This window comes from Ruegeria sp. BF10 (genome assembly GCF_056538725.1).
The window spans coordinates 229,782-252,111 of record NZ_JBQFTR010000002.1 but is presented as its reverse complement, the minus strand read 5'-3'; the positions used below and the strand labels follow the sequence as shown (position 1 = coordinate 252,111).

20 protein-coding genes, 1 pseudogene and 1 riboswitch are annotated in these 22,330 nt (G+C 58.5%); of the genes and pseudogenes, 12 read left to right on the top strand and 9 right to left on the bottom strand.

The features are described 5' to 3' along the window. Nucleotides 1–44: 44 nt before the first annotated feature. Genes bioB through ACR0DJ_RS10905 form a run of 6 tightly spaced genes read left to right on the top strand, consistent with a single transcriptional unit; the run spans nucleotide 45 to nucleotide 5,424 of the window. Nucleotides 45–1,025 carry a biotin synthase BioB gene (gene bioB / locus ACR0DJ_RS10930; protein ID WP_480684941.1) on the top strand — a complete coding sequence of 327 codons (981 nt, stop codon included), beginning with the start codon at nucleotides 45–47 and terminating at the stop codon, nucleotides 1,023–1,025. Next, complete coding sequence (locus ACR0DJ_RS10925) at nucleotides 1,022–2,155, top strand: 8-amino-7-oxononanoate synthase (RefSeq protein ID WP_480684940.1); 1,134 nt, start codon at nucleotides 1,022–1,024, stop codon at nucleotides 2,153–2,155. Before bioB ends, ACR0DJ_RS10925 begins: the two co-directional genes overlap by 4 nt. After that, complete coding sequence (gene bioD / locus ACR0DJ_RS10920) at nucleotides 2,152–2,772, top strand: dethiobiotin synthase (RefSeq protein WP_480684939.1); 621 nt, start codon at nucleotides 2,152–2,154, stop codon at nucleotides 2,770–2,772. Before ACR0DJ_RS10925 ends, bioD begins: the two co-directional genes overlap by 4 nt. Then, nucleotides 2,769–4,055, top strand: a complete 1,287-nt coding sequence (bioA, locus tag ACR0DJ_RS10915) for an adenosylmethionine--8-amino-7-oxononanoate transaminase (RefSeq protein ID WP_480684938.1) — start codon at nucleotides 2,769–2,771, stop codon at nucleotides 4,053–4,055. The genes bioD and bioA overlap by 4 nt, the downstream gene beginning before the upstream one ends. Next, complete coding sequence (locus ACR0DJ_RS10910) at nucleotides 4,052–4,672, top strand: pimeloyl-ACP methyl esterase BioG family protein (protein ID WP_425079648.1); 621 nt, start codon at nucleotides 4,052–4,054, stop codon at nucleotides 4,670–4,672. The genes bioA and ACR0DJ_RS10910 overlap by 4 nt, the downstream gene beginning before the upstream one ends. Then, a complete protein-coding gene (locus tag ACR0DJ_RS10905) occupies nucleotides 4,669–5,424 on the top strand; it encodes a methyltransferase domain-containing protein (protein WP_170345316.1) in 756 nt (251 codons plus the stop codon). Before ACR0DJ_RS10910 ends, ACR0DJ_RS10905 begins: the two co-directional genes overlap by 4 nt. Before the next feature lie 4 nt (nucleotides 5,425–5,428). On the opposite strand, the gene ACR0DJ_RS10900 is transcribed toward ACR0DJ_RS10905, so the two are convergent. Then, a complete protein-coding gene (locus ACR0DJ_RS10900; RefSeq protein WP_170345317.1) occupies nucleotides 5,429–6,202 on the bottom strand; it encodes a DeoR/GlpR family DNA-binding transcription regulator in 774 nt (257 codons plus the stop codon). A 217-nt stretch (nucleotides 6,203–6,419) separates the two neighbouring features. On the opposite strand from ACR0DJ_RS10900, the gene ACR0DJ_RS10895 reads away from it, so the two are divergent. From ACR0DJ_RS10895 to ACR0DJ_RS10870, 6 genes are all read left to right on the top strand, one after another. Next, a complete protein-coding gene (locus tag ACR0DJ_RS10895; RefSeq protein WP_425079646.1) occupies nucleotides 6,420–7,364 on the top strand; it encodes an ABC transporter substrate-binding protein in 945 nt (314 codons plus the stop codon). Nucleotides 7,365–7,438: 74 nt separating this feature from the next. Next, the gene (locus ACR0DJ_RS10890; RefSeq protein ID WP_480684936.1) at nucleotides 7,439–8,461 is read left to right on the top strand and encodes a quaternary amine ABC transporter ATP-binding protein; all 1,023 of its coding nucleotides are present in this window, start codon (nucleotides 7,439–7,441) and stop codon (nucleotides 8,459–8,461) included. Further along, nucleotides 8,458–10,449, top strand: a complete 1,992-nt coding sequence (locus ACR0DJ_RS10885; RefSeq protein ID WP_480684935.1) for an ABC transporter permease — start codon at nucleotides 8,458–8,460, stop codon at nucleotides 10,447–10,449. The genes ACR0DJ_RS10890 and ACR0DJ_RS10885 overlap by 4 nt, the downstream gene beginning before the upstream one ends. A 1-nt stretch (nucleotide 10,450) precedes the next feature. Further along, a complete protein-coding gene (locus ACR0DJ_RS10880) occupies nucleotides 10,451–11,332 on the top strand; it encodes a phosphotransferase (RefSeq protein WP_480684934.1) in 882 nt (293 codons plus the stop codon). 8 nt (nucleotides 11,333–11,340) lie between these two features. Then, nucleotides 11,341–13,785, top strand: a complete 2,445-nt coding sequence (locus ACR0DJ_RS10875; protein WP_480684933.1) for a GcvT family protein — start codon at nucleotides 11,341–11,343, stop codon at nucleotides 13,783–13,785. 266 nt (nucleotides 13,786–14,051) lie between these two features. Further along, nucleotides 14,052–14,831, top strand: a complete 780-nt coding sequence (locus ACR0DJ_RS10870; RefSeq protein WP_425079642.1) for an inositol monophosphatase family protein — start codon at nucleotides 14,052–14,054, stop codon at nucleotides 14,829–14,831. 23 nt (nucleotides 14,832–14,854) lie between these two features. Here the strand turns inward: ACR0DJ_RS10870 and ACR0DJ_RS10865 are convergent, their stop codons facing one another. The 8 genes and pseudogenes from ACR0DJ_RS10865 to ACR0DJ_RS10830 form a co-directional block, all read right to left on the bottom strand. Then, the gene (locus ACR0DJ_RS10865; RefSeq protein ID WP_170345323.1) at nucleotides 14,855–15,865 is read right to left on the bottom strand and encodes a FecCD family ABC transporter permease; all 1,011 of its coding nucleotides are present in this window, start codon (nucleotides 15,863–15,865) and stop codon (nucleotides 14,855–14,857) included. Between the two features lies 1 nt (nucleotide 15,866). Further along, nucleotides 15,867–16,817 carry an ABC transporter substrate-binding protein gene (locus ACR0DJ_RS10860; protein WP_253283829.1) on the bottom strand — a complete coding sequence of 317 codons (951 nt, stop codon included), beginning with the start codon at nucleotides 16,815–16,817 and terminating at the stop codon, nucleotides 15,867–15,869. 16 nt (nucleotides 16,818–16,833) lie between these two features. Beyond that, nucleotides 16,834–17,607, bottom strand: coding sequence for an ABC transporter ATP-binding protein (locus ACR0DJ_RS10855; RefSeq protein ID WP_170345324.1), 774 nt, complete (start codon nucleotides 17,605–17,607; stop codon nucleotides 16,834–16,836). Then, a complete protein-coding gene (locus ACR0DJ_RS10850) occupies nucleotides 17,604–17,960 on the bottom strand; it encodes a DUF1636 family protein (protein WP_480684931.1) in 357 nt (118 codons plus the stop codon). The genes ACR0DJ_RS10855 and ACR0DJ_RS10850 overlap by 4 nt, the downstream gene beginning before the upstream one ends. Nucleotides 17,961–18,057: 97 nt before the next feature. Further along, nucleotides 18,058–18,254: riboswitch (cobalamin riboswitch) on the bottom strand. Between the two features lie 99 nt (nucleotides 18,255–18,353). Next, nucleotides 18,354–19,019, bottom strand: a complete 666-nt coding sequence (locus ACR0DJ_RS10845; protein WP_170345326.1) for a D-lyxose/D-mannose family sugar isomerase — start codon at nucleotides 19,017–19,019, stop codon at nucleotides 18,354–18,356. 16 nt (nucleotides 19,020–19,035) lie between these two features. Then, complete coding sequence (locus ACR0DJ_RS10840; protein ID WP_480684930.1) at nucleotides 19,036–19,962, bottom strand: carbohydrate kinase family protein; 927 nt, start codon at nucleotides 19,960–19,962, stop codon at nucleotides 19,036–19,038. Between the two features lie 40 nt (nucleotides 19,963–20,002). Continuing rightward, a complete protein-coding gene (locus tag ACR0DJ_RS10835) occupies nucleotides 20,003–21,052 on the bottom strand; it encodes a glucokinase (RefSeq protein ID WP_480685236.1) in 1,050 nt (349 codons plus the stop codon). Continuing rightward, a pseudogene (locus tag ACR0DJ_RS10830) lies at nucleotides 21,029–22,330 on the bottom strand (GH1 family beta-glucosidase); the annotation flags it as partial. The gene ACR0DJ_RS10835 and the pseudogene ACR0DJ_RS10830, both read right to left, overlap by 24 nt.

Sequence of the window (22,330 nt, the reverse complement as noted above, 5' to 3'; positions counted from 1 at the left end):
ATAAATCCACGGCAACGCAAGCTGCAGGAAGTTTTATAGATAAAATGATCATCCCTCATTCCGGCTGGACCCGAAAGTCTGCGCAAGCTGTTCATGACCTCCCGTTGATGGACCTTCTGTTCCGGGCACAGACTGTGCACCGCGAGAACTTTGATCCGAACAAGATCCAGACCTCTAAACTGCTGTCGATCAAAACCGGCGGGTGCGCCGAGGATTGCGCCTATTGCTCGCAATCGGCCCGCAACGGATCCACCCTGCCTGCATCGAAACTGATCGAGGTTCAGCGTGTCCTGGCCGAGGCCAAAAAGGCCCGTGACGGTGGCGCGACCCGGTTCTGCATGGGGGCCGCCTGGCGCGAGCCAAAGCCGCGCGATATGCCTGCGCTGGTCGCCATGGTGGAAGGCGTCAAGGCGATGGGCATGGAAACCTGCATGACGCTGGGAATGCTGGATGACACCCAGGTGGTTCAGCTGCGCGATGCCGGGTTGGATTATTACAACCACAATATCGACACGTCCGAACGCTACTATTCCGAAGTGATCACCACCCGTACTTTCTCGGACCGGATCGACACGATGAACCGGGTGCAGGAAGCCGGAATCAAGGTCTGCTCGGGTGGTATTCTGGGGATGGGTGAACATACCGGTGACCGTATCGACATGTTGCTGACTTTGGCCAACATGACCCCGCCGCCGGATTCGGTGCCGATCAACATGTTGATGCCACAAGCGGATACCCCGCTGGCTGATGCCGAACCGGTCGATCCGATCGACTTTGTGCGGATCATCGCGACCGCTCGCATTCTGATGCCCAAAGCCTATGTTCGGTTGTCCGCCGGTCGCAGTGACATGAGCGACGAGATGCAGGCGATGTGCTTCTTCGCCGGGGCAAATTCCATCTTTGTCGGTGAAACTCTTTTGACGGCGGAAAACCCCGAAGAAGACACCGACTCGATCCTGTTTGCGAAACTTGGCCTTCAGGCCGAAACGGCTGCAGAACACAACCGCACGGAAGCCGCCGAATGAAAGCAGTCGAACGACTGGAATCCATGCTCGATGCACTGGAAGCCCGGCACCGCCGTCGGGCTCTGATCCCGGCGCGGGGGCTGGATTTTGCGTCCAACGACTATTTGGGGTTGGCCGGGTCAAGCCTGTTGCAAGAGGCGGCACAGGCAGCGCTGGCGCGCGGCGTGCCCGTAGGCTCGGGCGGCTCGCGTCTGCTGCGGGGAAATCACCCGGAGCATGAGGCGCTGGAACATGAAGCAGCTGCGTTCTTTGGGGCCGAGGCCGCATTGTTCATGGGTGGAGGGTTTCAGGCAAATCAGGCAATCTTTTCCACGCTGCCAGCGGCCGGGGATCTGGTTTTGTATGATGAACTGGTTCACGCCAGCGCCCACGAGGGGATGCGTACCAGCCGAGCGGATCTGCGTGCCTTTCGTCACAACGACGCCGCGGATGCGCGCAACGTTTTGACCGAATGGCGATCCGCTGGTGGGCCGGGTCAGGTGTGGATTGCTGTTGAAAGCGTCTATTCCATGGAAGGCGATCTTGCCCCGCTAAAGGACCTGTCATGTCTGGCGCGTGAAGCCGAAGCCGTTCTGATCGTGGATGAGGCGCACGCCACGGGCGTTTTCGGGGCAAATGGCAAAGGTCTGGCGCATGATCTGAACGTTGACCTTTTGACCCTGCATACCTGCGGCAAGGGACTTGGAGTTTCCGGCGGGCTGATCTGTGGCCCGCGTGCGATGATCGATACCCTGATCAACCGCGCACGACCCTTTATCTTTGCAACGGCGCCGTCGCCTTTGAATGCTGCGCTGGTACGGGCTGTCCTGCGTGAACTGGCCGGGACTGACGATTTGGTCACTGCTGCATGCAAACGTCTGCGTCATGCACATGATGCGGCCCGTGAAACAGGGTTGCCTGACACGGCCTTGAACAGCCAGATCATTCCCGTCGTTCTTGGGGATGAGGCCCGCACGATGGCGATGGCACAGGCTTTGCAACATCAGGGGTTCGACATTCGCGGCATTCGCCCGCCTACCGTTCCAAAAGGCACATCCCGTCTGCGTGTCTCGATCACCGGGAATGTCAGTCCAGAGGACATTTCGGCCCTGTTCGCAACCATCTCCAGCCATCAGTCGGAGGCCGCATGAGCGCTCTGGTCATTGTCGGAACCGACACCGGCGTCGGAAAAACAGTTTTTTCGGCTGGCCTGACGGCGGCCCTGAACGCAAGTTACTGGAAGCCGGTTCAATCGGGCCTCGAGGATGCAACGGACACGGAAACCGTCTGCACCTTGTCCGGCGTGGACGTGTTGCCCGAGGCGTATCGCCTGAACATGCCTGCCTCACCCCATCTTTCTGCGGAAGATATGGACATTGAGATCGATCTGTCCCGGCTTGCGCTGCCGCACGTGGACGGGCCGCTGGTTGTGGAAGGGGCAGGGGGGCTGATGGTGCCTCTGAACCGCAAATCCTACTATCTGGATCTGATCGCCCAATGGCAGGCCCCGGTCGTTCTGGTCGCACGAACGGCGCTGGGAACGATCAACCACACCACGTTGTCCCTTATGGCGCTTCGAAGCGCTGGGTGCGAGGTGGTCGGCGTTGCCTTTGTCGGAGATCCGGAGCCTGACGTGGAGCAAACCATCGTCGAAATGAGCAAGGTTCGACATCTCGGACGCTTGCCATATCTTGGAGACCTGACGCAGCAAAGCTTGTCAGATGCGTTTTCATCCATAGACGTGGCGACCATACGGAGGTTTCTGTGACCCCGCTGGAGTTTGACGCCCACCACCTTTGGCATCCCTATACCAACGTGGCCGATCCCGGTGCGATGCATCTCATCGACCGGGCCGAGGGCGTGTATCTCTATCGGGAGGACGGCGCAAAGATGATAGACGCCATGTCGTCATGGTGGTGCGCCATCCACGGCCACAAGCATCCCGAAATCACATCCGCCATGAAGTCCCAGCTGGAAAAGATGCCTCATGTGATGTTCGGGGGGCTGACACACCGTCCGGCCATAGACCTGGGGCGCAGGATGGTCGACATGTTGCCCGAGGGGCTGGACCGCATTTTCTATTGCGACAGTGGGTCTGTCTCGGTCGAAGTGTCGATGAAGATGGCGGTGCAGTACCAAATGGCCCATGGTCGCAGCCGTAAATTCGAGTTTGCTACAATTCGGGGCGGCTATCACGGTGACACGTGGAAAGCGATGAGCGTCTGTGACCCGGTCACGGGTATGCACGGGCTGTTCCGAGGCGCTTTGTCGATCCAGCACTTCCTGCCGCGTCCCCAGGTTCGGTTGGAGGATGACTGGCCCGAAGACCCGGCGCTGAACGGGTTGGGGGCGCTGGAACGACTGTTGGCCGACAAGGGTGATCACCTCGCGGCCCTGATCCTTGAACCCGTGGTTCAAGGCGCCGGGGGCATGTATTTCTATCATCCCCAATGGCTGCGCGCGGCGCGCGCCATGTGCGATGCCCATGACGTGCTGATCATTTTCGATGAGATCGCAACCGGGTTTGGCCGAACCGGCAAGCTGTTTGCCACCGATCATGCGGGCATCACCCCGGATATAATGTGTCTGGGCAAGGCATTGACCGGGGGGCATATCTCGTTTGCTGCTACCGTAACCAGCAAGCAGGTGGCGTATGGCATTGGCAACAGTGAGGCCGGAGTGTTCATGCACGGCCCGACCTATATGGCCAACCCTCTGGCCTGTGCCGCAGGATCGGCCAGCCTTGGTCTTCTTGCCGGGGGGAGCTGGCAACGCCAGGTCGCAGATATCGAAGACCAGATGCGGACCGAGCTGGAACCAGCACGCGGTTTGCCGGGCGTAGCAGACGTCAGGGTTCTCGGCGCCATTGGCGTTATCGAGATGAAGGAAACGGTTGATCCTTCTGTCGCTCACCGGCTGGCCCCTGAAACCGGAGTGTGGCTGCGCCCCTTTGCGCGCAACATCTATTGTATGCCGCCTTACATTGTTTCGCCTGATGAACTCAGCCGGATCACCAGCGCGATGGTCGCTTTGGCCGGGGGGCAGCAATGAAACACCGGTGGCTGGCGCAATCGGATGACAGCAGGCTGACACTGGTCTTCGGGGGTTGGGCGCTGGGTGCTGCTCCGTTCCGCGGGCTGACCGGAGGCGGATCTGTTCTGCTGGTGGATGACTATACCGGGCTCGATGATCCCCTGCCCGATCTGGCCGGGTTTGACCACGTCGACATGCTTGCGTTTTCCTTCGGTGTCGCGTCCGCGGCCCATTGGCTGGCCAGCACTCATTTTCGCCCTGACCGGCTGGTTGCCGTCAGCGGTACGTTGCATCCTGCCTGCGCGGACCGGGGCATCGCGCCTGATATTGTCCGGGCCACGGCGGATCAGCTGTCATCGGCAAGCTTCATCAAGTTTTGCCGACGCGCCGGACTGTCTGCTGACATACCTGAACTGGACATCGAGCGGGCAAGAAAGGAGCTTCACGCGGTCATCGAACGCGGCTCGGCCCCTGATCCCGGTTTTGATCGGGTTTGGATATCAGAGCGGGACCGGATTATTCCGACCAATGCTCAAAAGACGGCCTGGGCTGCAACCCCGGATGTGGTCAAAGGCGTCGCCGCTCCGCATGTACCTTTCCAACCGGGCCAAAGCTGGGCGGAGTGGCTGTCATGACGGCGCAATTGGCGGACAAGGTGCAGCGAAGCTTCAGCCGAAGCTTCCAGACTTACAACGACACAGCCAGCCAGCAGGCGTGGGTTGCCCGCAAGCTGGTTTCCGAGATGCGCCGGGTTGGCGCGCCGAACCGGTTTGATGTGGCGTTCGAGCTGGGATGCGGCACTGGCCATCTGACCCGGTTGCTGCGGCAGAACTTTGACCTTCCCGATCTTTACCTGAACGATATCGCGCCGCAGGCTCGGGCGACGGCAGATGCGGAAAACGCGGCTTTCATTGCCGGAGACGTCCGCCTGGTCGAATGGCCCGCAAAGCTGGATTTGGTCGCGTCGGCCTCGATGATCCAGTGGATGGAGAATCCGGCCGGTTTGCTGCAACAGGTTGCCGAAGCGCTTGAGCCCGGAGGGTGGCTGGCCATTTCCGGGTTTGGCCCATTGCAATATCAAGAGCTTGCGCACATCGGATCGACAGCCCGTGCACCGGGCCTATGCCTGCCTGACACCCTTGCAACCGCCATAGATGGGCCGTTCAAGATTCTGACGGTTGGCCAAAGCGTTCGGCCATCCTACTTTGACACGCCCAGAGAAGTGCTGAAACATTTGCGCAGTACAGGGGTTAATGGCCGGGCTCGGGGTGCATGGACCCGGTCCACCTTGGCCCGGTTCGAAGCTGACTACGTGCAGAAGTTCGGAACTGACGGCAGGGTTCCTCTGACTTACCACCCGGTGTGGGTCATCGCCGAAAAGCGTTAGGCGCTTATTCGGCGACGACAAGGTCGATTTCATTCGCCGACAGCATCTGGCAGATATCCTCGGGCGGGTTCACATCGGTAAAGAACAGATTGATCTTGTCGGCAGGTTCCAATGTGACCGGCGCGCGTTTTCCCAGTTTTTCGCCATCGGCCACGACAATGCGAACCTGTGCGTTTTGAATGGCGACGCGGGCCAGGTTTGCTTCTTGCAAGTCGTGCAGCATAAAGCCCGGGTCCGCATTGACCGCCCCGACCGAAAGTACGGCGAAACGGACGTTCAAACGTTTGATCAGGTCCTGAGCTTCGACGCCAAATGCGCCCCCATCGTGCGACCGCAGCTCGCCACCTGCCATAAAGACCCGGTTGTTGTTTCTTGAAGCCAATGCCTGCGCCACAAAAACCGAGTTCGTCACCACAAAGAGATCCCTGTGGTTGCCAAGCGCCTGCGCCACATAAGCGGTAGTTGAACCGATATCGAGGAAAACGGAGTCCCCGTCACTGATGACCTCGGCAACCGCCTTCGCCAGCTTCTCTTTCGCGTCAACCTTCTTGTCCAGACGGCTTTGCAGCGACGGTTCCAGAATGTCTTCGAGAAGATGAACCCCGCCATGGACCTTGCGCACGATGCCGCGTTCTTCCAGATTGCGGACGTTTCGCCGAATGGTTTCAAGGCTGACCCCAAGTTCATTCGCCAGAATGCTTACCCGGCACGACCCGCCCGCGCGAAAAAGGGCGCGCAGGATTTCTTCTTCTCGTTGGTTTGTGGTCGGCAGGTTCATGTTTCGCGCTCTGATGGCATCGTCATAAGGGACGTTAAGCCATACCACAATACCCACATAAAGCAACGTAAGACAAAAGGTTGGCCGTAGAAACCTGCTTAGATCAGGAAAAAATGTGGCTTTACGTGGTTTTTATTGACACAAAACCCCACGATGTGGTCGTCTGTACTCAATACCACCGATTCATCGAAAAAAATCACGACAGGGAGAAGGTGTTATGAATTGTAAAATGGGAATTTCCGCGCTGGCCCTCATGGCCGCCGGAGCCGCAACAACTGCCTGGGCCGTTGAGTCCTCGGACCCGATCAAACTGACGCTGCATGACTGGTCGGGGCAGTTGATCAATACCAAGATCATGGGTTCGATCCTGGAAGAGGCCGGATACAACGTTGAATATGTTCAGGCGGATTACATTGCTCAGTTCGCCGGTCTGAAAACGGGTGACCTGCATCTGGCGATGGAAATCTGGGAAACCACCGGGCGCGAGGCGCTGGACGAAGCAACCGGAACCGGCAAGGTCGTCAATGTCGGCGAAACCGGCCTGATGGCGATCGAAGAATGGTGGTACCCCAGTTACATGAAGGAACGGTGCCCGGGATTGCCGAACTGGGAAGCGTTGAAAGACTGCGCCGATGAATTCGCGACGGCGGAAACTGCTCCGAACGGGCGTTATGTCGGCGGCCCGGTGACCTGGGGCGGCTTCGATGACGAGCGTGTCGAAGCGCTTGAACTGGATTTCGAAGTCGTCCATGCGGGTACCGACGCGGCCCTGTTTGCCGAGTTGGAATCCGCGTATCAAAGACAGGATCCGATTGTCTTGTGGGTCTACGTCCCACATTGGGCGCCGGCGAAATATGAAGGCGAGTTCGTAGAATTCCCGCCATTTACGCCGGAATGCTACAGTGACCCATCGGTTGGTGTGAACCCGAATATGGCCTATGATTGCGGCAAGCCGCGTGGCCCGATCTGGAAAGCCGCGTGGTCTGGCCTGCAAGAGAAATGGCCAGGCGCTTATGACATCATCGAAGCCTACAATATCAACAATGATGAAATGAGCGCCATGGTCGGCAAGGCCGATCTGGATGGCGTGGAAATCGACAGCGTTGTTGCAGAGTGGATGGAGACCAACAAAGACCGCTGGTCTGGCTGGATCTCGAAGTAATCCACTGGCCAGAGCGGGCCTGTCGCTCTCTCGGACCGCTCTGGCCTTTTTCGCGAATGAACCGGACCACCCTGATGCCCCCCAAGACCAAACTGTCGTGCCGAAATATCTGGAAACTCTACGGCCCCAACGCAGATCGGTTGCTGCGGACAACCCCCGAACCTACGGCAGAAGATATTCGCAAGGCAGGTGTGATCGGCGCAGTCCGCAACGCCAATATCGAGATCTCGGAAGGTGAGATTTTCGTCATCATGGGCCTGTCGGGGTCCGGCAAATCCACTCTGGTTCGATGCTTGTCCAGGTTGATCGAACCAACCGCCGGTGAAGTTCTGTTCGACGATGCTGACCTCTTGCGCGCCAGCGAGAATGAGCTGATCGAAATCAGGCGTCACAAGATGGGCATGGTGTTCCAGCATTTCGCGTTGCTGCCGCATCTGACCGTTTTGCAGAATGTGATGTTTCCGCTGACGATTCAGGCCACACCCAAACCCGAAGCTGACGCCAAGGCCCGCGAGGTCGTGGAACTGGTCGGTTTGAAGGGGCGTGAGGATTATTACCCGCGTGAGCTGTCCGGCGGCCAGCAGCAGCGCGTCGGCATTGCCCGTTCCTTGGTGACTGAGCCGGACCTTTGGTTCTTGGACGAGCCGTTCTCGGCCCTCGATCCGCTGATCCGGCGCGAGATGCAGGATGAATTCCTGCGGTTGCAGGAGCGGTTGCACAAGACCATCGTTTTCATCACCCATGACTTCGAAGAGGCCGTTCGCCTGGCCGACCGCATCGCCATCATGAAGGACGGAGAGGTGATCCAGATCGCCACGCCGGAACAGCTGGTGATGCACCCGGCCACCGGTTATGTGGCTGAATTCACGAAACATATCCCCCGCTCAAAGGTCCTGACCGTCGGCGGTGTCATGACCCCCGGCGCTGTGGGCGAGGGCAATCCGATCTTTCAATCCACGCGCATCTCGGACGTGGCGGAACGGATTATCGCGGCAGATGCGCCGATCCCGGTGGTGGATGCTGATGGCCAGTCCGTCGGAGCGATTGACCGCAAGGCCGTTGCGCATGTGCTGTTCGGCGGCGGAGACACGGCATGATCCGCCTGACCCGCAGCCAGATTGCCATTTTGGTGCTTGTTCTGATCACCATCGTGCTTGGCTATTTCGGGCGTGATCTGAGCAAGGCGCTGGATGCGCGCTGGTTGACCAAGTTCCCCTCGGCCTGGGTGATCCCGTTCAAAACCTACATTTCCTCGGCGATGACATGGCTGATCGAGGATGCCGCCATCGGGCCGGTGTCCTTCACCGATGTCACCCGCGCCATCGCGTGGTTGATCGAGCAGCCCTACAATCTGGTGTTGGCCCTGCTGGCCGACGGCTTTGTCAGCGGTCAGGGAAATGACGCGCAGGTCATCCTGCCTGCGATCAGCTGGATCGTGGTCATCACCGCCGTTGTCGCCTTGGGCCAATACTGCCGCGACTGGGGATTGGCCGCTCTGGTCGGGGCCTGCTTCGTCTATCTTGCAGTTTTCGGACAATGGGACAGCGCCATGGTGACGCTGGCCTCGGTCCTGATCGCGGTGCCGATTGGCGCGGGCGGAGGGTTGCTGTTGGGCATTCTCGCCTATCGCCATCCGCTTTTTGAAAAGATCATCTCACCAATACTGGACCTGATGCAGACGATCCCGATCTTTGCCTATCTGGTGCCGATCCTGTTCATGTTTGGGTTTGGCCCGATCTCTGCCTTGGTCGCGACGATTATCTATGCGACGCCGCCGATGGTGCGGGTCACCACGTTGGCACTGAAAGGTGTGGATCCCGAAATCCTGGATTTCGGACGCATGGCGGGCACGACCCGGCGGCAGTTGATGTGGCGCGTGCTTGTGCCCTCGGCCAGCCACAGCCTGATGGTGGGTGTCAATCAGGTGATCATGCTGACCCTGAACATGGTCATCATCGCCTCGATGATCGGGGCTGGGGGGCTGGGCTTTGACGTTCTCGCCGCACTACGCCGTCTGGACATTGGAGCAGGGTTCGAAGCCGGCATCGCCATCGTGGTACTGGCCATCGCCGTCGACCGTCTGAGCCAGGCCTTTGCCGAACGGATGGGCCAGGTGCATCATGAGGTCGCTGGCTCGTGGATCGCGCGTCATCGCCGGACGGTTCTGGTTGTGGTTCTGATGCTGCTGACATGGGTATTGGGACAGTTCTCGCCTCTGTTGTTGGAATATCCTGAAAGCCAGACCATCACCACTGGCGCGTTCTGGGACAACACGGTCGAATACCTGAACGTCAACTATTTCGACACGTTCGAAGCCATCAAGGTTTTCTTCCTGACCTGGTTCATGATCCCGATCAAAACGGTTCTGCTGGGCATCCCGTGGCCGTGGGCCATCGCGATGCTGGCCCTGCTGGGCTGGCACGCTGGCGGTTGGCGGCTGGCGTTGCTGTGTGGTGGGATGGCCTCGCTGGTACTTGTGTCGGGCCTGTGGTCAAAGGCGATGGTGACAGTGTATCTGTGCGGTGCATCGGTCATTCTGGCAACGCTGATCGGGGTGCCTCTGGGTGTTCTGGCGGCGCTGAACAAACGTGCTGGAACGGCCATCAACCTGCTGATCGACACGCTGCAAACCCTTCCCAGCTTTGTTTATCTGATCCCTGTCGTCATGCTATTCAGGGTCGGCGATTTCACCGCGCTGATCGCCATCGTTCTTTATGCGCTGGCCCCGGCGGTCCGCTATGCTGCCCATGGCATACGGTCAGTTAGCGAAGAGCTGATCGAGGCCGGTCTGGTTTCGGGCTGCACCCGCAGGCAATTGCTGCGCCATATCCGTCTGCCGATGGCGTTGCCTGAGATCCTGCTGGGGATCAACCAGACCATCATGCTGGCGCTGTCCATGCTGGTCATCACCGCCCTCGTCGGCACCCGCGATCTGGGGCAGGAGGTCTATATCGCCCTGACCAAGGCCGATACCGGCCGCGGTCTGGTGGCCGGTCTGTCGATTGCCTTCATCGCCATCATCGCCGATCGGTTGATCAATGCCAGTGCCCGTCAGGCCCGCATCCGCTTTGGACTGGAGAGTTGATATGAGCCATCCCGACCTGATGACCCGCATCCGCGCTCTGCCGATCTGGCAGGGAGAGATCGAGGCCACTCCGCTGACCGGTGGCATCACCAATGTGAACTACAAGGTTACGGATGGCAGCGGGTCTTATGTGGTGCGTGTGGGCGACGACATCCCCTTGCATCAGGTGATGCGGTTCAACGAGCTGGCCGCCAGCAAGGCAGCCAATGCAGCGGGTCTGTCGCCTGCCGTGCTGCATTCCTCGGGCGATCTGACGGTGCTGGAGTTCATCGAAAGCCGCACCTTGACGGAAGAAGACGTCCGGCATCCGAACATGCTGCCCCGTGTTCTGGAATTGGTGAAAGCCTGTCATGTCGAAGTGCCGAAACACCTGCGCGGGCCGTTGCTGGTATTCTGGGTGTTCCACGTCATCCGGGACTATGCCGCAACACTGACCGGGAATGACAGCGCCCATGCAAAGCTGATCCCCGATCTGATCGACGCAGGCTCGCTACTGGAACGTGAGGCTGGGCCGTATGACATCGTGTTCGGCCATAACGACCTGCTCTGCGGCAATTTTCTGGACGACTGCAACCGCCTTTGGCTGATCGATTTCGACTATGCCGGATTCAACTCGCCGCTTTTTGATCTGGGCGGGCTGGCTTCGAACAATGGCCTGTCGCCTGAACAGGAAGACTGGGTGCTTGAGAGCTATTTCGAAACCCCGGTCAACGACAACCTGCGCCACCGCTATACGGCGATGAAATGCGCTTCGCTGCTGCGGGAAACCATGTGGAGCATGGTGTCCGAGATCACCTCGGATATCGACTTTGATTACGCAGCCTACACAGCTGAAAACCTGGCGCGGTTCCGCGCAGCCCTTACCGATTTCAAAAATACCTGAGGATAGACATGACCGACCTTCCTACAACAGCCAAAGCCGTCATTGTCGGCGGCGGGATCATCGGCTGCTCGACCGCCTATCACTTGGCCAAGCTGGGCTGGACCGACACGGTGCTGCTGGAGCGCAAGAAGCTGACCTCGGGCACCACCTTCCACGCCGCGGGTCTGGTGGGACAGTTGCGTTCGAACGCCAATATCACGCAATTGCTGGGCTATTCCGTCGATCTGTACAACAAGATCGAAGAGGAAACAGGGCTTGGTACTGGCTGGAAGATGAACGGCGGCTTGCGCCTTGCCTGCAACGAAGAGCGTTGGACCGAAGTCAAACGGCAGGCCACGACAGCGCATTCCTTTGGTCTGGACATGCAGCTTCTGACCCCATCCGAGGCGCAGGAGCTGTGGCCCTTGATGGATGTTTCGGACGTGATCGGCGCAGCCTACCTGCCGACAGACGGTCAGGCCAACCCGTCGGATATCACGCAAGCATTGGCCAAGGGCGCCCGCATGGCCGGGGCGAAGATATTCGAAGATACCAAAGTCATCGATATCGAGATTGAAGATGGCAAAATTCGCGCGGTAATCACCGAACATGGTCGGATCGAGTGTGAAAAAGTGATCTGCTGCGCCGGGCAATGGTCCCGCACCTTTGCCAGCCGCTTTGGCGTCAACGTTCCTCTGGTTCCGATGGAGCACCAGTACATGGTGACAGAACCTTTCGACGTGCCCGGCAATCTGCCCACTCTGCGCGATCCCGACCGGCTGACCTACTACAAGGAAGAAGTCGGTGGTCTGGTTATGGGCGGTTATGAGCCGAACCCGATCCCTTGGGCCACCAAGGGTATTCCGCAAGGTTTCCATTATACCCTTCTCGACAGCAACTTCGATCATTTCGAACAGCTTATGGAGCTTGCGTTGGGTCGTGTGCCCGCGCTGGAGAACGCTGGCGTCAAGACGTTGACCAACGGGCCGGAAAGCTTCACGCCCGACGGCAATTTCATCATCGGCGAAGCGCCCGAGTTGAGAAATTTCTTCGTCGGTGCAGGCTTTAACGCCTTTGGCATCGCGGCTGGCGGTGGTGCCGGCATGGCGCTGGCGGAATGGGTGCACAAGGGTGAGCCGCCCTTCGATTTGTGGTCTGCCGATATCCGCCGCTTTGGCCGCCCGCATTTCGACACCGACTGGGTTCGCACCCGTACTGTCGAGGCATACGGTAAACACTACACGATGGCTTGGCCGCATGAGGAGCATGACTCGGGCCGCCCCTGTCGCAAGTCGCCGCTTTATGACACGCTGAGAAAGCAGGGCGCGTGTTTTGGTGAGAAACTGGGCTGGGAACGTCCCAACTGGTACGCGGACGTGTCAAAGGGCGAGGTGGCCAAGGATGAATACAGCTTTGGCCGCCAGAACTGGTTCGATGCCGTCGGGCGCGAACACAAAGCAGCACGCGAAGCGGCGGTGTTGTTCGATCAGACATCCTTCGCCAAATTCGCCCTCAAGGGCCCCGATGCTTTGGCGGCGATGAACTGGATCTGCGCCAATGATGTGGACAAGCCGGTTGGCGCGCTGGTCTATACCCAAATGTTGAACGATAAGGGCGGGATCGAGTGTGACCTGACCGTTGGGCGTGTGGCTCATGACGAGTTCTACATCGTCACCGGCACCGGCTATGCCACCCACGACTTCGACTGGATCAACCGCAGCATTCCCGAGGGTATGAATTGCCAGCTTTTCGATATCACTTCATCGAATGCAGTCCTGTCATTGATGGGACCAAAAGCGCGCGATGTTCTTGCGGCGGTGACGCGCGATGACGTCTCGAACAGCGGGTTCAAGTTTGGCACGATCCGTACCATCGGGATTGCGGGGTGCCCGGTCAAGGCGCTGCGTGTGACCTATGTTGGTGAATTGGGGTGGGAACTGCACCTGCCGGTGGAATATGCCCAAACGGTGTACGACGCCTTGATAGAGGCAGGGCGCCCGCATGGATTGAAAAATGCGGGATACAGGGCGATTGAATCGCTGCGCCTTGAAAAAGGCTATCGCGCCTGGGGCTCGGATATCGGGCCGGATCATACGCCGTTCGAAAGCGGCTTGGGCTGGGCCGTGAAACTTCGGAAGAATATTGATTTCAAAGGGCGTGCCGCCGCTGAGGCGCAAAAAACCGGCGGCGTAAAGAAGATGCTGGCATGTTTCACGGTCGAACCCGACGTTGTTCTTCTGGGGCGTGAAACGATCTATCGGAATGGCGAAAGGGTCGGATGGCTGACCTCGGGCGGCTATGGCTACACCGTCGGAAAGTCGATCGGCTACGGTTACATCCGAAACGCCAAGGGCGTCGACGCGGAATACGTCACGTCAGGGACATATGAATTGGATGTCGCCACTCAGAGGGTACCTTGCGAAGTAACACTGCAACCGCTGTACGACCCGCAGATGAGCCGGGTGAAGATCTGACGCGAGCGAGCAAGAGATGATCAACCGACACACGCACAGCGATCGGAACACATGGGGAAAGCATACAAACACGGCAAATCCGCCCCGAATGTTCGGAAGTTCGTCGAATCTGGCTGTTTGCGACCTATAAGCCTTTGATAAAGTTCCAGTATTGTCACACCTCACGCCAATCTGAAGACTGAACCTCATGACGCCTCATTCAGCCTCCAGGGCAAGCAACCCTTCATCCGCCGGAAATTGGATGACTTCAGCCGAAAGGACCGGAAATGGTAACCCCAGATGCGTTGACTGAGCACGCGATGAAGATTGCCGGTATTGCCTCGGAGTCCGCGATGCGGTTTTTCCGGGGATCTTTGGGCATTGAATTCAAGCAGGATGAAAGCCCGGTGACGCAGGCCGACAAGGCAGTTGAGGCAGAAGTACGCACCTACTTGAAACAGCATTTCCCCACGCACGGCATCTTTGGCGAAGAGCACGGGCAAGAAGCAGGCGACGGGCGTCATATGTGGGTGATTGACCCGATTGACGGAACCCGTTCGTTTCTGTCCGGTCATCCATTGTTCGGGTTTCTTTTGGCGCACCTTGTGGATGGGCACCCTCGGTTGGGGCTGGTCGGAATGCCGGCCTTGCATGAGACCTATTTGGGTGTGGTTGGTGACGGCGCCAGCCTGAACGGGCGACCGATAAAGGTGTCGCACACCACGCGTCTGGATCAATCGGTTTTGTATGTGAACGAAGGGGACAAGATTTATCGCGATCATCCTGATCTGTTCAGCCGGCTGATAAATGCAGGGCAGACGCGCCGATTTGCCTATGATTGTTACCCCCATGCCTTGCTTGCTTCGGGCCATGTCGATGCTGTGGTGGATTACGATCTGCAACCTTATGACTATCTGGCGCTCTCACCTCTGATCACGGCTGCTGGCGGCGTGATGACCGATTGGCAGGGGCACGCTTTGACCCTCGATTCAGATGGCGCGGTCGTTTCCGCCGCAACCCCTGAACTGCACGCAGAACTGCTTGACCTCATCAATGTCGAGAAATGACAGTGTTGCGCGACCTTTGGAAACTAGTTCCCGCGATCGGATTTGAATAAATACAAAAAGACAAAAAGTGATCCTATTGACGTTGTGACGATTCCGACGGGCAACTCCTGCGGAGCCAGAAGAAGGCGTGACAAGATATCAGAGAGTGTCAGCAGAATGGCGCCCACGATGGCCGAGACGATCAGCAGGTTTCGATGCAGAGTTCCGGCGATGCCGCGTGCAATATGAGGCACCATCAGCCCGACGAAGCCGATGACACCGGCAACGGATACGAAACTGGCCGTCGCCAACGCGGCCACGAAGAACATGCTGAACCGCAGGCCCTGAACGGGAATTCCCAGTGACGAGGCTGTGAAATCCCCGGTCAGCAGCGCGTCAAGCCACCGGCTGCGGTAAAGGGAATAGCTCAGGATCAGGCCCAATCCGATCAGGACAAGCGGGAAGGTTTCCCATCTTGCCAGTCCCAGACCGCCAAGCATCCAGAATATCACCGAATGCGCAGCGCGATTGTCGCCAGAGAAAATCAGGTAATTGGTGATCGCGGAAAACAGAAAAGACACAGCCAGGCCAGCAAGGATCAGTTTTTCGGGTGCGCTCGTACGCAAGCCCTGAACCAGCGCCAGAACAATGCCGGATGCGATCAGACCGCCGCAAAACGCCGCCAACGGCAACGTCCAGATTCCCAATACATCACCCGTGACGGTGATCACCAGAACGGCGCCAGCAGCTGCACCAGAGGACAGACCGAACAGAAACGGATCTGCCAGATCGTTTCGCGTCGTTGTTTGCAAAACAACACCAACGACGCCCAGTCCCGCACCAATCACGGCGGCAAACAGGGCGCGGGGCAGGCGAAGGTCGAAGACGATCCGGTGCAAAGGCGACATGTCTCCGTCCACCAGACCGGTTCCAAGGCCGATGGCTGAAAAAACTTCGCGCACGGGGATTGGGGTGGTCCCGTAGACGATGGACAACAGCAAAAGGGCGGTCAGAACAACCGCCCCCAGCAAAATCAAACGGCCCAATTGGACCATATCAGTTGATCTCCGGGTGCATCGCCTTCGCCATCTTCTCGATCGCCTCGATATTTGCCGGACCGGGCGTCAGTTCCTCGTAACGCAGGCCAATCCAGCGCTCGTTCTTTACCGCGTCCGTTTGTGACATTACCGGGTGATCCTTGAGGAACTGGAAAGTGTCCTCTGCGCCGTTGCCGGACTGATAGTCGAGCAGCACCAGAAATTCCGGGTTAGCCGCGGCGACGGCCTCCCACGACGTGCGACCCCAGCTGGTATCCAGATCATGCGTCACGTTCTCGCCACCCGCGGCTGCGATCATTGCATCGGGAATGGCGAACTTGCCGGCGGTAAACGGAGCATCGGCCGGCCCGTCCAGCAGGAACACGCGGGGCTTTGCCAGATCGGCTGTTTTTGCTTCGATGGCGGACAGTTGGTCCTTCCAGCGGGCAACCAGCGCCTCGGCCTTGTCCTCGACCTGCATGACCGTGCCCAGACGCAGAACGTCATCAAACAACAGGTTCATGCTGGCCTCGGGGCGATCCTTGTCCAGATGCACGCAGCTTTCCGACAGAATCATGGTCTTGATACCAAAGGGTTCCAGCGTGTCGGGCGTGACGTCACCGCCGGGTTTCATGCCATAGTACCAACCGGCAAAAAACAGATCGGGTTCGACGGCCACAAGGTTTTCAATGGTCGGGTATTTGGGGGCAAGCTCTGGGATATCGCCACGCTGAGCATCAAAATCAGGGCTTGTTTTGTACCAGCCGGTAATTCCGGTAAGCCCCACGATCTTGTCCTGAAGGCCGAGCGCAAAGGCCATATCCGTCATGTTCATGTCATGCACGACCAGACGTTCCGGCGCCGAGTCAAAAGCCAGCGGTTCGCCGCAATTGTCCACGGTGACGCCCTCTGCTGCCGCGCCACCTGCCAAGCCAGCGAAGACGACCACCGGCCAGAGTTTCTGCATCATATGTAAGCTCCTGTTATTATGACAATTTCCGTTTTCGGATATCCAGTGCGGGGATCATGCGGCCTTCGTGCTGAAAGCACAGATAATCCACGCCGAATGTCTCACGTACCCGGTCTGGGGTCAGAACTTCGCCAACAGGCCCGAACCCTGTCAGACGCGTGGCTTTCATCAACGCCACATGGCTGGCGAATTCCGGGATCATGACCAGATCATGGACGATCATGACGACCGTTACCCCCAGATCAGCGACCAGAGACAGCATGTGCCCCTTGGCATCGGGGTCCAGATGGTTGGTTGGCTCGTCCAGAAACAGCAACGACGGATTCTGGGCCAGCGCGCGCGCGATATGTGCGCGCTGACGTTCTCCGCCCGACAGTTGACCCATCGTTTTGTTGGCAAAATGCGACAGTTCGGTCGTCGTCAGCACCCGTTCAAGATCAGCCTTGTGCTGAGCCACCGAACGTTCGCCCTGAATCGGGATTTGTCCCAGCGCAACGTAGTCTTGCAGGCGCATCCGTCCGTCGGGCATTTCCTGCTGTCCGACCACAGCAATGGAGCGGGCGCGTTGGCGGGCGGACAGGGTACGAAGGCTTTGGCCTTCTATCCAAACATCACCCAAGGCAATCCGTTCAATCCCGCACAGCAGTTTCAACAGAGTGGTCTTACCGGCGCCGTTCGGCCCGGCAATTGCCAGAATTGATCCTTCTTCCAGACGAAAGGATACATCCTGCAACAGGATATCACCATTGAGCGCGTAGTACTCCAGATCCTCGGCAACCAGAAAGCTCATGATGTCCCCCGGGTTGGCAAAGCGGGTATTCGCGACAGGGTCTTTGCGAAAAGGGCAGGGGGGCGGTCCGAAGCGCTGGTCCAGCCATCGTCGCTGTCGCCAAACTGGGTCGCGAATTCGACCAGGGCATCCAGGTCGTGTGATGTCTTAATGTCGCCGAACAGGTACTGCGCTTTGCCTGCGGCCTGAAATCCGACGGTCATGGCCCGCTCACAACCTGCCATGCAGGCCACCATTCGGGTTTCAAAACCGTCAGGCAACTGAGCATCCAGCGCGTCTTGCGCAGCCTCGGCAGGCATCGTCCCCTGACATGTTGAACAGATCAGAACGTAGTGATCAGAATAGCAGGTCATTGCCGTCTCCGTCGTTTGCCAGATGCAGACAGAGGGCACATACCCAGATATTACGCAAACGCGCCATCAAGCCTCCTTCGGGGACGCCCCGCCCCGGGTTGGTTACCATGCGATGGCAGGTCTCCTGACTTGCGGGTCAAGGCTCGGCCCACCTTCCCAACCCATACGGGTCAGTGGTGAAGTGGCGTCGCTCTCCGCTTACAGTTGCGGGGGCAGTCACGGACTTGGCACATTCCAGCGCCGCACCGTGTTCCCATTTTCATCCCTTACGGAACCATCCCGCTCAGCTAGTCCGGCTATGCCAGACTTGTCAAGCGGCAGGCGAAAGGGTGGTGGATGGAATTGCAACAGTTGAGCCAGCGATCCTGCTGCGCCAGCCCGGACCGAACGGTGTCAATAGTCTGATACAAGAAGAAAATCCGGATCGGTATCTTCCTCGACCTTCGAAAACCGTGGGATCGGCTCTTCGAACACATTGTCCGTACGGTCGTCATTCACGGTCGATACCTCGCCAATAAGGCAATCGCCGCGCTCGGCCCAGAAAGCGTGCCAGATGCCGGGCATCAAAGTTACGCTTTGGCCCGGCTTCAGCCGCAAGTGTTCTCCGGGTTGCAAGGTTACAGGGCAGGCATCGCTTGGGACCGTCACCGGATTGTCGCGGTCGACGCCACCGTTTGGATCCGACGCATGAATTTCCAGAACGAGGTCGCCGCCGCCCCGGTTTATGATGTCTTCTGCCTTGACGATATGCCGGTGCATCGGAGAAAGCTGATTGTCTTTCGAGATCAGTAGTTTTTCCGCATAGAGCATCCCGCGCCCGGATTTCAGATCCTTCGCCTCGCCATTGCGCAGAGTGAACAGAAACAGTCCAAGTTCGTCGAAACGGCCTTGTGCGTAATCGGTTATGTCCCATCCCAGCCCGCGGCCGCGGATCGTTTCCGCCAGAGGGCTGCGCATTTTCTCGGGCGACCAATCCGCAAAGGGTGGCAACACGGCACCGAAGGACTGAATGAATGCTTGTGCCTGGGTCTTGATACGGTTGATTTCGGATCGTTTCATCATGCCATCCCGCAGGTCAAAGCTCGTGCGCCCAGGGGGGTTCCGCCCCGGCTCGGGAAACGGTCACGGCCGCCACGTCAGCGCCCAGCTCCATGGCTGCTTGCAGGCTTTCAGCCGTCAATCCGCGCAGACCTGATTTGGTCAGATGCCCTGCACGGCTGAGACCGGTCAGGACGCCGGCGTTGAACGTGTCACCTGCGCCGATCGTGTCGACCACTTCAACGGGCTTCACAGGAACCGAGACTTCGGAACCATCCGCCAGATAGCCGTGCGCCCCGTCGCTGCCACGCGTGAAGATGACAACGGAAGGACCCGCCTGCAACAGCACAGACGCCTTCGCGGCTTCGGATTCAGCGCCCGGAATGATCCAGTCCAGGTCCTCGTCTGAAACCTTGACGATATCCGCTTGTGAGATCATGCGGTTCAAACGCGCTCTGAACCGGGTTTGATCCTTGATGAAACCCGGGCGGATATTCGGATCCAGCATCACCGCCCGGTCGGAACCGTGGCGGTCCAGGAGGGCGGCATAAGCATCTGCGCAAGGTTCACACGCAAGGCTGATTCCGCCGAGATACAGGGCAGAGACAGCAGGAAGCTGATCGGGCATGTCTTCGGGCAGCAACATCCGGCCCGCGGTGTTTTCATCAACAAAGCTGTAAGTCGCGTGCCCTTCCGAAAGTTGCACAAAGGCAAGCGTGGTAGGACGGTCCGAGATGATCACATGTGTCGTGTCCACATGACTGGCTTTCAGCGCATCGATCAATTGCTGGCCGAACATGTCCGATGACAAACCTGTCAGCATCCCAACCGGAACACCCAGACGTCCCATCGCGACGGCTGTGTTCAGAACTGCACCACCGGTATGTGGCACAAAGCCCAGTGCACCCGACACGGTCGGTTCTGAAATCATATCTATCAGCGCTTCACCACAGCACAGGATCATGTTTTGGTCCTTCTCGGAATAGAAATTTCGGTTTGGCTGGTTACTGTCGCAGCGCGTTCTTGCAGAAGTTGTTTGCGCCGATGATCCCGAACTCTGCCTGTTCAGACACGTAAAGGTTCAGGGAACGGCGCAAATCGCTGAAGCGGCCGCCGCCGTTGAACGCATCCTTGAAGGTGTCACCGAAAAGCCAGCGGTTTTTCTCGGCAACGCCGCCCACAAGGAAAACGCCTCCCTCCGGCATCAAGGTGACTGCCAGATCACCCATCAAAGCACCCAGATGAGTGGTAAAAATCTGCGCCGTTTTTTCGGCGATGAGATCGGTGCCGCTGCGGGCATCGTTCAGAATTTCTTTCGCAGAGCGCTCCTGTGTCCGCGCATGACCGGCTGCCAATTCAACCGCCTGATACAGGACCGGCAGGCCGGTTCCGCTCAGGAACATTTCTGCTTCCAGTGCCAGGCTGTCCCCAAAGAAACAGCCCGGTGCGATACGACGCGCCGCTTCAAAAATATCAACTTCGTCGCGATGGCGCGGGTACAGACCCACATGCCCGCCTTCGCCGGAAACCGTGTGATACCTGCCTTCGGAATAAAGCAAGGCGCCAACGCCGAGTCCGGTTCCAGGGCCAACAACCAATCGTGTGCCTGCGGGCGGCGCTACCTGACCCTGCAAGACGGCAACATCCGACCGGGTCACCTCGGCCACAGACCATGCCGCGGCGGTAAAATCATTTATCACAAAGGTGCGCTGCGCTCCTGTTGCATTTGCCAACTCTGTCTCCGAGAGATCCAGGTTCGCGTTGGTCAGCTGAATCGTTCCGTCCCTGACAGGCCCGGCTCCGGCAGCGACGACGGCCTGTGGGTTGGTTCCGATCTCGTCCCTGAGATCATGGAGCGCCTCCAGCAGGTTTTCCAATGTTCCTGTCGGGTGTTTCCGAAGATCTGCCAATTCGCCATTCGTGACGACGCCCAGACGTGTGTTCGTGCCCCCGATATCCGCGACCAGATTCCAATGCTCATGCACGGCACCAAATGGTTGCGCTAACGGCTGAGAGACGCTCTGACCCTCGGACAGGGCGGATTTCAGCGCCATGAAAGACGCTTTGGGCGTTCTCGCAAGTGTTTCGAAATCCACGTCCACCAGTCCAAACCTCTTCTCGTACCCGAAGGCCCATTCGTAATTGTCCAGCAGCGACCAGACAAAATAGCCATTCACCGGAACACCTTGTGCCAAAGCGTCCAGCACGGCCGCAAGGTGCCTGTCGAGATAATCGATGCGATCATCGTCCTGCACGCGCGCCTCACTCGCCATTCCGTTTTCGGTGATATAGATTGGCAGCGCGCCCGTATAGTCTTTCCTTGTTCGGACAAGAAAGCGGGTGAGGGCAGAGGGCTCGATTTCCCATCCCATCTGCGTTTTGGGCAACGGTCCGGGAACCTCTTGCAGGCTGGGCCAGGCGGTGTCCGCCGGGGCAATCAGTTTTCGGGTATAATAGTTCAACCCGCACCAATCGACCTGTGTACCGATGGTTTCAAAGTCGTTCTGCCAGCCTTTGGGCAGGTGCGGCTCCAACCCCTCCAAGGCTGTCTGGGGATATTCTTTGTTGAAAACCCCGCCCAGGAAAAACCGGTTGTAGATTGCATCGTAGCGATCTGCCGCAAGCCGCGCTTCCGCGCTGCCATCTGCTGGCTCGGACCATTCGAGGTTGAACACGGCACCTAGGTTGCTCATGCCAAGACCGCGCATGGCCTGAATGGCCCGCCCGTGGGCCAACAAAACGTGATGCATCGCCCGGGCCGCGGCGCGGATGTCGCGCAGACCGGGCGCATGGTGGCCTTCAAAATGGCTCAGCCAGCTGACACACCAGGGTTCGTTGATCGGTGCCGCACTGAACATCCGGTCGCCGATCCGACCCATAATGACCTGGGTATAATCCGCGAACCAATCCGCGATATCGCGATTGCACCATCCCCCCTGATCCGCAAGCGCTGACGGCAATTCCCAATGATAAAGCGTCACACAGGGGCGGATACCGCGTTCCAGCAGGGCGTCAGCCAGCCGATCATAATAATCCAGCCCTGCCTGATTGACCTGACCACGCCCGTCCGGCAATACACGTGCCCAACTGGTCGAAAAGCGATAACAGTCGAACCCGGCTTCGCGTACCAGATCGAAATCCTGCTCGAACCGGTTCAGGTGATCACAGGCCACGTCTCCGTTTTCCCCGCGCACCACGTTGCCCGGTGACGCCGCAAAGGTATCCCAATGAGTCTGCCCCGCACCGCCCTGTGCGTGGCCTTCAATCTGGTACGCAGAGGTGGCGACACCAAAGAGGAAATTTTTGGGGAAATCAGCGCGTGCTTGTTTCAT

Excerpts from the sequence above, each read along its gene's own strand:
- ACR0DJ_RS10880 (WP_480684934.1), top strand. The coding sequence starts at position 10,451 with ATGAGCCATCCCGACCTGATGACCCGCATCCGCGCTCTGCCGATCTGG.
- bioB (WP_480684941.1), top strand. The coding sequence starts at position 45 with ATGATCATCCCTCATTCCGGCTGGACCCGAAAGTCTGCGCAAGCTGTT.
- ACR0DJ_RS10875 (WP_480684933.1), top strand. The coding sequence starts at position 11,341 with ATGACCGACCTTCCTACAACAGCCAAAGCCGTCATTGTCGGCGGCGGG.
- ACR0DJ_RS10840 (WP_480684930.1), bottom strand. The coding sequence starts at position 19,962 with ATGATCCTGTGCTGTGGTGAAGCGCTGATAGATATGATTTCAGAACCG.
- ACR0DJ_RS10855 (WP_170345324.1), bottom strand. The coding sequence starts at position 17,607 with ATGAGCTTTCTGGTTGCCGAGGATCTGGAGTACTACGCGCTCAATGGT.
- ACR0DJ_RS10910 (WP_425079648.1), top strand. The coding sequence starts at position 4,052 with ATGAAACACCGGTGGCTGGCGCAATCGGATGACAGCAGGCTGACACTG.
- ACR0DJ_RS10845 (WP_170345326.1), bottom strand. The coding sequence starts at position 19,019 with ATGAAACGATCCGAAATCAACCGTATCAAGACCCAGGCACAAGCATTC.
- ACR0DJ_RS10835 (WP_480685236.1), bottom strand. The coding sequence starts at position 21,052 with ATGGCGCTGAAATCCGCCCTGTCCGAGGGTCAGAGCGTCTCTCAGCCG.
- ACR0DJ_RS10905 (WP_170345316.1), top strand. The coding sequence starts at position 4,669 with ATGACGGCGCAATTGGCGGACAAGGTGCAGCGAAGCTTCAGCCGAAGC.
- ACR0DJ_RS10885 (WP_480684935.1), top strand. The coding sequence starts at position 8,458 with ATGATCCGCCTGACCCGCAGCCAGATTGCCATTTTGGTGCTTGTTCTG.
- ACR0DJ_RS10860 (WP_253283829.1), bottom strand. The coding sequence starts at position 16,817 with ATGATGCAGAAACTCTGGCCGGTGGTCGTCTTCGCTGGCTTGGCAGGT.
- ACR0DJ_RS10925 (WP_480684940.1), top strand. The coding sequence starts at position 1,022 with ATGAAAGCAGTCGAACGACTGGAATCCATGCTCGATGCACTGGAAGCC.
- ACR0DJ_RS10865 (WP_170345323.1), bottom strand. The coding sequence starts at position 15,865 with ATGGTCCAATTGGGCCGTTTGATTTTGCTGGGGGCGGTTGTTCTGACC.
- ACR0DJ_RS10890 (WP_480684936.1), top strand. The coding sequence starts at position 7,439 with ATGCCCCCCAAGACCAAACTGTCGTGCCGAAATATCTGGAAACTCTAC.
- ACR0DJ_RS10850 (WP_480684931.1), bottom strand. The coding sequence starts at position 17,960 with ATGACCTGCTATTCTGATCACTACGTTCTGATCTGTTCAACATGTCAG.
- ACR0DJ_RS10900 (WP_170345317.1), bottom strand. The coding sequence starts at position 6,202 with ATGAACCTGCCGACCACAAACCAACGAGAAGAAGAAATCCTGCGCGCC.
- ACR0DJ_RS10895 (WP_425079646.1), top strand. The coding sequence starts at position 6,420 with ATGAATTGTAAAATGGGAATTTCCGCGCTGGCCCTCATGGCCGCCGGA.
- ACR0DJ_RS10870 (WP_425079642.1), top strand. The coding sequence starts at position 14,052 with ATGGTAACCCCAGATGCGTTGACTGAGCACGCGATGAAGATTGCCGGT.
- bioD (WP_480684939.1), top strand. The coding sequence starts at position 2,152 with ATGAGCGCTCTGGTCATTGTCGGAACCGACACCGGCGTCGGAAAAACA.